9 protein-coding genes are annotated in these 7,218 nt (G+C 67.3%); 6 read left to right on the forward strand and 3 right to left on the reverse strand.

Annotated elements, in window-relative coordinates:
* Positions 1–194 precede the first annotated feature (194 nt).
* Entirely contained in the window at positions 195–470 is a 276-nt protein-coding gene (locus GWG54_RS19815; RefSeq protein ID WP_312854310.1) for a hypothetical protein, read from the forward strand.
* A gap of 59 nt (positions 471–529) precedes the next feature.
* Here the strand turns inward: GWG54_RS19815 and fmdA are convergent, their stop codons facing one another.
* Positions 530–1,789 (reverse strand): formamidase, encoded by a 1,260-nt coding sequence (gene fmdA / locus GWG54_RS19820; RefSeq protein ID WP_167939372.1) that lies wholly within the window; start codon positions 1,787–1,789, stop codon positions 530–532.
* A 165-nt stretch (positions 1,790–1,954) separates the two neighbouring features.
* Between fmdA and thsA the strand changes: the two genes are divergently transcribed.
* Together thsA and GWG54_RS19830 are read left to right on the forward strand one after the other, a co-directional pair.
* On the forward strand, positions 1,955–3,637 hold the full coding sequence (gene thsA, locus GWG54_RS19825; protein ID WP_167939373.1) for a thermosome subunit alpha: 1,683 nt from the start codon (positions 1,955–1,957) through the stop codon (positions 3,635–3,637).
* Positions 3,637–4,239, forward strand: coding sequence for a hypothetical protein (locus GWG54_RS19830; protein ID WP_167939374.1), 603 nt, complete (start codon positions 3,637–3,639; stop codon positions 4,237–4,239). The genes thsA and GWG54_RS19830 overlap by 1 nt, the downstream gene beginning before the upstream one ends.
* Positions 4,240–4,245: 6 nt before the next feature.
* Here the strand turns inward: GWG54_RS19830 and GWG54_RS19835 are convergent, their stop codons facing one another.
* Positions 4,246–4,509: a transcriptional regulator gene (locus GWG54_RS19835; RefSeq protein ID WP_167939375.1), complete on the reverse strand. Its 264-nt coding sequence runs from the start codon at positions 4,507–4,509 to the stop codon at positions 4,246–4,248.
* 109 nt (positions 4,510–4,618) lie between these two features.
* Between GWG54_RS19835 and GWG54_RS19840 the strand changes: the two genes are divergently transcribed.
* From GWG54_RS19840 to sufU, 3 genes are all read left to right on the forward strand, one after another.
* Positions 4,619–5,206 (forward strand): carboxymuconolactone decarboxylase family protein, encoded by a 588-nt coding sequence (locus tag GWG54_RS19840; protein WP_167939376.1) that lies wholly within the window; start codon positions 4,619–4,621, stop codon positions 5,204–5,206.
* Positions 5,207–5,321: 115 nt separating this feature from the next.
* Positions 5,322–5,585 (forward strand): hypothetical protein, encoded by a 264-nt coding sequence (locus GWG54_RS19845; protein WP_167939377.1) that lies wholly within the window; start codon positions 5,322–5,324, stop codon positions 5,583–5,585.
* A gap of 130 nt (positions 5,586–5,715) precedes the next feature.
* A complete protein-coding gene (gene sufU, locus GWG54_RS19850) occupies positions 5,716–6,135 on the forward strand; it encodes a Fe-S cluster assembly sulfur transfer protein SufU (RefSeq protein ID WP_008421351.1) in 420 nt (139 codons plus the stop codon).
* 158 nt (positions 6,136–6,293) lie between these two features.
* On the opposite strand, the gene radA is transcribed toward sufU, so the two are convergent.
* On the reverse strand, positions 6,294–7,218 hold a 925-nt coding region (gene radA / locus GWG54_RS19855), incomplete at its 5' end, for a DNA repair and recombination protein RadA (protein ID WP_245242889.1).

Genomic DNA, 7,218 nt, shown 5'->3' on the forward strand with positions numbered 1-7,218 from the left:
CTGGATGGGAAGGCCCCGTTGACAGGGCTGTACCCGTTGCAATGCACGTCCTCGGTCACAATTGGACGGCTCCCGTCGAAGGGTCACGCGAAAGCGTACTTGAACCCCGAGGAAACACGGAACCTCAAACTCCACGTCGTGGAATCCTCGCCCTTTAGCGCGGGGAGGATGTCAAGAACGTCCCGTTGACCGACGTGTTCGGGACCCACCCGAAGACCAAGATCATCGGGGCGTTGCTGACCGAGGCGGAAGATCCCGTCACCCACTTTAGTGCGAACGAGATCGGTCGGATCGCGGGCGTCGATGCCGATTCGGTCGAGGACCACGTGGCGGATCTCGTCGCGTACGGTCTGGTCGTCGAGACGGACGAACTCGAGGACCGAGCGACGTACAAGCTCGACGAGGACGGCCAGATCGTCGACGATATTCGACGCCTGTCCGAGCACCTCCTCGAGCGCGAGTCGGAGTAGGGTGCGTCTGCAGGGTCGCGGAGACGTCGCCGCGCTCGAGTCCCCGGAACCGGCGCGGGCTACGACGTCTTCGCGACCTCGCCGCGGCTCTCGTCGGGGCCGCCGTCGGCCAGCCGATCGGGGTCGACGTCGAACTCGAAGATCTCCTGGGGAACCGACACCGTGACGCAGGTGTTCGGCAGGTCGACGATGCCCGCGATGCGGCTCTCGACGGGCGCCGTGCTCAACAGCATGTAGGCCTGCTCGGCGGAGTAACCGAAGTTCGTCATGTAGTCGATGGCGTCGAGACAGGCCCGTCGCATTCCGACGTTGGCGTTCTTGTAGTGCTGGGTGCCGTCCTCGTCGACGGAGTAGCCCTCGAAGACGACGTAGTTCGAGAAGTCCGGGTCCATGTAGCCGGGCTTGAACATCGCGTAGTCGGTGCCCATCTTCTCCATCCCGTCCTTGATCACATCGACCTTGAGATCGATCCAGCCGGGGAACTCGATCGCGCCACAGAAGGTGATCTCACCGTCGCCCTGCGAGAAGTGCAGGTCGCCGACGATGAAGTTCGCCCCCTCGACGAAGACTGGCAGGTAGACCCGCGAGCCGCGGCCGAGGTTCTTGATGTCGCAGTTGCCCGCGTTCTCGCGGGGCGGAATCGTTCGCGCGGCCTCCTCCGCCGCGTCGTCGACCTGATCTTCGTCCATGTCGCCCAGCAGGACGTCGTTGGGCTCGGGCGGGAGCGCGAGCGGCGGCTCTGCCTCGCCGGTCTCGTGGTTGACCGCGGTGGGGTCGTCGGGACCGCGCTCGACGAGCGCCCGCTCGCGCTCGTTCCACTCCTCGAGCAGTTCGTGAGAGGGCGCCGTCCCGAGGATGCCGGGGTGGGCACAGCCGGGGAACCGGACGTCCTCGATGTGGCGCGTGCTGGCCATGACGCCGTCGAGTTCCCAGATGCTCTTGCGGGCCTCCGGGAAGTGGTCGGTCAGAAAGCCCCCGCCGTTCTCCCGGTCGAAGATCGCGTTGAACCCCCACTCGCGGTCGGGGAAGGCGCCCAGATCGAGGATGTCGACGACGAGCATGTCGCCCGGTTCGGCTCCCTGCACCTCGAAGGGACCGCTCAGGTGGTGGTTCGGGTCCAGCTCCATGTCGCGGATGTCGTTTGCGCTGTCGTCGTTCTCGACCTGGCCCCCGGTCCAGTCGAGACACTCGACGCGAACCTTCTCGCCGGGTTCGATCGACGACACCGGCGGCACGTCGGGGTGCCAGCGGTTGACGATCGGATCGGGCTGTTCGTCCGGCGGCGAGTCGGTATCGACCTCGAAGACGGTTTCCGGCATGTTACGAGTTCACTAGTAACGCGGCCGCAGTTATAGCTGATTCAGTGACGCTGACAGGTCCGGGTCGGGCGATGGAGCCGGTGCGCGACGGAGTAGTTGCGGCGATCCGGAACGGATGCGGGTCCCTTTATCACGGTTCGTTCGGTACTCACGAGCGGATACGATATGTCGGGGAGTAACACGGAACGCGACCGACTCGCGTCGGGTGAACGCGAGGACGTCCCGAGCAGAGCGGAGAACCTCGAGGCCGGGAAACGGCTCGCGGGGATCGTTCGAACGACGCTCGGGCCGAACGGCCTGGACAAGATGCTCGTTACCGACGACGGGAAGGTGGCGATCACGAACGACGGGGCGAGCATCCTCGCACGGATGAAGCTCTCACACCCGGTCGCAAACCTCGTCCTCGAGGTCGCCGAGGGCCAGGACACAGCCGTCGGCGACGGAACGACGACGGCGGTCGTCCTCGCCGGCGAACTGCTCGGCGAGGCCGAGTCGCTGCTCGAGCGAGGCGTGTCGCCGGCGAAGGTCGACGAGGGGTACCACCTCGCCGTCTCTCGGGCCGTCGAGACCCTCCCGGAGCTGACCGTGCCCGTCGACGTCGCCGACGACGAGCGACTGCGCGATATCGCCCGCACGGTCGTCACGGGCAAGTGGGACGAGTCGGGAACCGATTTCCTCGCCGACCGGGCCGTCGAGGCCGTGCGAGCCATCGAGCGCGACGGCCGCGTCGGCTTCGAGCGACTCACCAGGAAGACGATTCCCGGGGGTTCGTTCTACGACTCGGCGGTGATCGGCGGGCTCGTGATCGACACGAAGACGTCCTCGACGGACGTCGTCTCCCCGGAGGGAGCGCTCCCGGACCGCCACCGGGACGCGACGGTCGCCCTGATCGACGAGGCGCTCTCGATCGACACTCCGCGGGGCGTCGGCCGCGTCGACCTCGAGTCCTACGCGGACTACAAGGAGCTCAGGGAGTACGAGCGCGACGTCTACGAGGAGTACGTCGACGCTGCCGTCGGGGTCGGCGCCAACGTCGTCTTTTGCCAGCAGGCGATCGACGACCCCGTTCGGTACCGCCTCGCCGAGGAGGGGGTCCTCGCGGTCGAGCGAACCCAGCGCGACGAGCTCCACCGACTGGCGCGAGCCACGGGCGGGAAACCGGTTCCCGTCGAGAGCCTGACGCGGGCGACGACCGGGACGGCCGCTCGCGTCGAGCGCCGTTCGCTCGGCCCCACCGACGTCGCGATCGTTTCGGGGCTCGAGGAACTCGGCCAGGTCTCAGTCGTCTTCCGCGGCGGAACTCAACACGTCGCCGACGAGACGAAGCGCGTCCTCGACACCTGTTTCTACGCGCTCAAACTCGCCGTCGAGGACGAGGCGGTTGTCCCCGGCGCCGGCGCCGTCGAGGCGGCGCTGGCCCGCGAGCTGCGGTCGTTCGCGGCCGGACTGGCCGGAACCGAACAGCTCGCCGTCGAGGCGTTCGCCGACGTCCTCGAGACGATCCCGAGGACGCTGGCGGAGACCAGCGGAATCGATCCGACCGACGCGCTGCTGGAGCTGCGAACCGCCCACCACGACGGCGACCACAGGGCGGGACTGGACCTCGAGACCGGGTCGGTCGTCGACGCGGCCGACCGGGGCGTCCTCGAGCCGCTGTACGTCAAGCGCCAGGCGCTGGCCTGCGCTGGCGAGGCCGCGAGCATGATCGTCCGCATCGACGACGCCGTCCCGATGGCCTCGCAGGTCGAGGATGCGAGCCACGATCACGACCACGATCACGGTCCCGGCGGACTGGTCCGAAGCACCGAGGGATACCCGTGGGCGGTCGGACACTCGATGGGCCACTGATGGCGGGGGCGCTACCGCGACTCGAGGACGCCCTCGAGCTCTACGCCGCGGCCGTCGACCGGTACGGAACCGACCGGTTCACCGCCGCGCAAGCGCGACGGGAGCTGTCGGGCGAGACGTCCGCGGGGCTGCTCGAACTGGCGGTCGCGTACGGACTCCTCGAGTTCGACGGCGACGCCTACGCGGTACGGATCGAGCCCGACGCGCCGATCGCGGAGTGGCGATCGGGCGCGATCGAGCGCGCGGAGCGGCTCCGCGCCGCCGCGATCGACCGAACGGACGGGAACGGTCGCGCCGAGGAGGGCGTCGAGACGCTGACCCACGGCTCGCGGCGATTCGCGAGCGTCGCCGTCGACGACGACCCGTCGCTCGAATCGGTGGTCGAACGCCTCGCGGCGCTCCCGCTCGAGGAGTTCGCCGGGATCGTCCTCCGTTCACCGGGCGAGCGTGCAAGCGCCGTCCAGCGGCTCGCAGATCGGCTCTGCGAGCCGTCGATCACCGACGAGACCGGGCTCGAGGAGAGGTTCCGGAAGGAGGCGACAGACGTCGTCGGCGCCGACAAGAACGACCTCGAGTTCCGGTTGTTCCTCGAGCGAACGTGAGAAACGTTACTCCTCGAGGCGTTCGACGGCGAAGACGGGCTCGTTGACCGTCCAGCCGCCCGACTGGAGGTTCTGGGAGAACGTCACCCGGCGACCGTCGGGAGACTCCGCGACGACGGCGTAGTCGTCGGTTTCGACCACCTCGTAGGTCAGTTCGCGATCGTTCACCCGCACCGCGTCGCCGGGCTCGAGTTCGGCGAACCGCTCCGTGATCTCGGCGGGCGCGAGCGAATCCCCGTCCGCCGAGCCGTCGGACTGAGAGGACGTCATCGGTAGACGCCACCGCGGCGACCGCCTTAGAGGTTGGCGTCGCTCGACGGGCGGAGGAGTGGTGACCTCCACGACAAGATATAACGTGGCACGCGAGTAACTCCGAGTTATGTCACCGCGACCGGAGCCTCTCGACCCGACGGCGGTCGACGACGACCGAACCAGGGAACTGCTCGAGGAGGCCGAGGCGGGCTGGTACGGCGACGGCGCGTTCTTCGGCGCGATGGCCCACTGCCCCGAGATCTTCGAGCACGTCGTGGCCGCGTTCGAGTCGTTCGGGTGCGGAGCGAACGTCGACACCGAACTGCTGGAACTGATGCGACTCAAGGTCGCCGAAACCCACCAGTGTGCCTACTGTGCGACGGTCCGGACCCTCGAGGTGCGCGACGCCGTCGCCCCCAAGGAGGACGCCGTTTTCGGCGAGATCGACCCGGACGAACTCTCCCGCCGGGAGTATCTCGCGGTCTCGCTGGCCGAACGGCTCTCGACGGACCCCCACAAGCTCTCCGACGACTTCTTCGCGGAACTGGGCGAGGCGTTCACCGAAGCGGAGATCGTCGAACTCCTCCTGTTCGGGAGCCTCGAGGTCGGGCTCGATCGGTTCTGTATCGCCCTCGAGCTCCAGCCCACCGACGAGAGCGCCTACCCCGACCACGTCGAGTACCCTCTCGAAAACCCGCGTCCGAAGACGTCCTGACCGACGGCGAGTCCCGTCCTCGGCACCGAAGGGCGACGGGCCGCGGGGAAATAAGAAACTCGAAAAAAGTTTTTTAGAATCGAACGCGTACGGCTACGTGCCGAGGTGAGAACGGATGCACGAGAAGACGCTCGGACGTCCCGAACGGGACCCGTTCGACGCCCTGGTCGACGTTCTCGCCGCGGCGGACCGGTACGACCTCGCGCTCGGGACGATCCCGATCGCGTTCGTGATCGCGCTGGTTGCCGCGGCCGCGTTCGGCGTTCCGGCGCCGTACGCGCTCGCGGGCGCTGCGATCGTCGGCGTCGGTATCGTCGTCGACGTCTGTTACCTGAACCCGCCGATCGACCAGGGGTCGACGGGGGGTACCGAGGAGTGATCGTTCGCCAACTACCCAGACAGTTCGGATGCGTACGCATCCGATCCGGTTTTCGACGGCCTCGAGCCCCGTAGCGGCAGCTATCGGCCCGGAACCCTTTTACAGCGCACGACCGTACGCGTCCTCAACGATGGGACTGGGCTCCGATATGTACCGACAGCAGATCCTCGACCACTACAAGAACCCCCGCAACTACGGGGAACTCGAGGATCCGACCTTCACCCACGTCGGCGAGAACCCGATGTGCGGCGACGAGATCCGAATGGACGTCAAGCTCGAGGACGACGACGAGACGATCGAGTACGTCGCCTTCTCCGGGGACGGCTGCGCGATCAGCCAGGCCTCCGCGAGCATGCTCTCGGGCGAACTGCAGGGCAAGTCCGTCGACGATCTGCTCGAGATGGATCGCGACGACGTGATCGACATGCTCGGCGTCGACATCTCGCCGATGCGGGTCAAGTGCGCCGTCCTCGCGGAGAAGGTCGCCCAGGACGGCGCGGAGATCTACCGGGGCGAACTCGACAAGGAGAAGACCTCGACCGAGGACTAGAACCCACGCTCTTTCGTCGGGTGCCCCTGCGGTCGCTCACCACTCCCCGAACGAATCCGGACCAAAAAAGTCGCTCGCGGGTGCAACTCGAGTCGGACGAACGACAGCCGTTTTCTGCTACCGAACACCGGAGACGAGCGATCGGCGTATCCGCGCCGTTACTCCGGTTTCAGGCCGCCGTCCTCGACGCGCATGACGGCCTCGCCGTCGGCGAGGTTCGGCGCGTCGACCAGGCGGACGATCCGCTTGTTGCCCTTGGACTTCCGGAGGTAGATCCGGAAGGTGGACTTGTGGCCGAGGATGTTGCCACCGATCGGCTGGGTCGGGTCGCCGAAGAACGAGTCGGGGTTCGAGGCGACCTGGTTGGTGACGATGACGGCGGTGTTGTAGAGGTTGCCGACCTTGTCGATGTCGTGGAGGTGCTTGTTGAGCTTCTGCTGGCGCTCGGCGAGCTCGCCGCGGCCGACGTACTCGGCGCGGAAGTGTGCGGTCAGCGAGTCGACCGCGAGCAGTCGAACGGGGTACTCCGCCTCCTCGTGTTCGCCCGCGAGCTCCTTGGCTTTCTCCGCCAGCAGCATCTGGTGGTTGGAGTTGAACGCCTTCGCGACGTGGATCTTGTCGAGGATGTCGTCGACGAGTTCGTCCATCGTCGCCTCGTTTCCGGGCGTTCCCTCGATCTCGCGGTCCTCGAGGGTGGCCTCGATGACCTCGTCCGGGAGGCCCCGAACCATGTCGTCGATCCGCTCGGGGCGGAACGTGTCTTCGCTGTCGATGAACATCGCGCGGCCGTGGAGGCCGCCGACCTCCTTGGGAAGCTGGACGTTGACGGCCATCTGGTGGGTGACCTGCGATTTCCCGGAGCCGAACTCGCCGTACACCTCGGTGATCGACTGGGTTTCGATCCCGCCGCCGAGCAGGTCGTCGACCTCGTCGATGTGCCAGCTCAGCTTGCCGATCTCGTTTCGTCGCTCGAGCACGGCCGATCCGGTCTCGAAGCCGCCGACCTGCGCGGGGTAGCGGGGCGCGCGGCCGACGGTCCGGACCGCTGCGTGTCCCGCCCCCGGGCCCACCCGGGGGTCCGCG

The organism is Natronococcus sp. JC468, assembly GCF_012163165.1.
GTDB classification, from domain to species: Archaea; Halobacteriota; Halobacteria; order Halobacteriales; family Natrialbaceae; genus Natronococcus; species Natronococcus jeotgali.